We start from the raw sequence: 1,395 nt of genomic DNA, 5'->3' as shown, positions 1-1,395 counted from the left end.
CCTTCAAAGCGATTGGCTCCCACACCACCGTAGAACGTATCGTCGTGCGCACTGCCAATGACGTTCTGGATCGATATGTAAGTATCCCCTGCAGCATAACCACCGCTGCCTTGCATGGTCTGCAACGTGCCTTGCATATTCGCACTCAGATTGACGGTCACACCAGCATCAGACGCGCCGTAGTGGACCGTATTGGTTCCGCCTCCACCATCAAACGTATTGACGTCATTGCTGGCAATGAAGGTGTCGTTGCCGGCACCACCCGTGACATTTTGAATATTGACGTAGGTGTCGCCCTCGGCATGACCATTTTTTCCGCTGCCTGCAGCAACCGTCGTAGCGCCAACCAAAATCGCTGTGTTCGACAAGTTGACGATGACGCCGGTGCCAGACGCTGCATAACTCACGCGATTGGTGCCACCGCCACCATCAAACGCGTTGACTTGTGCATTGGCGATGAATACGTCGTTGTAATTACTACCGATGACGTTATTGATTGCGTTGTACTGATCGCCTTGTGCGTAACCACCGCTACCGCGTGATGCAGCCACACCTTCATAGGTACTACCTGCAAGGTTGACTACCACGCCCGTATCCGATGCTGCATAGCTGACCGTATCGCTGCCACCGCCGCCCGTGAAAATATTGGCGACGGAACTGGCGATGAAATTATCGTTGTACGCTGTACCAATAATGTTTTGAATATCGCTATAGGTATCGCCTACTGCCCAGCTACCAACAGCACCGCTGCCTTGCTGCGTATTCAGATTGACTGTTACACCGATACTGTTGTTGGCGGCTGCATAGCTGACTGTGTTGTTGCCTACGCCACCAACAAAATTGTTCTCGGCCGCGCTTGCGACAAACGTATCGTTACCCGTTCCACCCGTGGCATCCTGAATATTGATGTACGTATCGCCCGCTGCCGTACCTCCCAACCCAGTACCCGCCGCCAGGTTGATCGTCAGATCGGCTGTCTCACCTGCATAACTGACACGATCGCGGCCACCATTGCCTTCAAAGCGATTGGCTCCCACACCACCGTAGAACGTATCGTCGTGCGCACTGCCAATGACGTTCTGGATCGATATGTAAGTATCCCCTGCAGCATAACCACCACTACCTTGCATGCTCTGCAACGTACCTTGCGTATTCGCACTCAGATTGACAGTCACACCAGCATCAGACGCGCCGTAGTGCACCGTATTGGTTCCGCCTCCACCATCAAACGTATTGACGTCATTGCTGGCAATGAAGGTGTCGTTGCCACCACCACCCGTGACATTTTGAATATTGACGTAGGTGTCGCCCTCGGCATGACCATTTTTTCCGCTGCCTGCAGCAACCGTCGTAGCGCCAACCACAATCGCTGTGTTCGACAAGTTGACAATAACA

Annotated in this window: 1 protein-coding gene; it reads right to left on the bottom strand. The window is 53.2% G+C overall.

From position 1 onward, the window contains the following. The coding region (locus IEV29_RS16085; RefSeq protein ID WP_268234299.1) for a beta strand repeat-containing protein at positions 1-1,395 on the bottom strand (1,395 nt) is incomplete at both ends.

The sequence above is a fragment of the Oxalicibacterium faecigallinarum genome (assembly GCF_014635705.1).
GTDB classification, from domain to species: Bacteria; Pseudomonadota; Gammaproteobacteria; order Burkholderiales; family Burkholderiaceae_D; genus Oxalicibacterium; species Oxalicibacterium faecigallinarum.
Note: the sequence above shows the minus strand (reverse complement) of the source record. Positions and strands in the feature narration are given on the sequence as shown.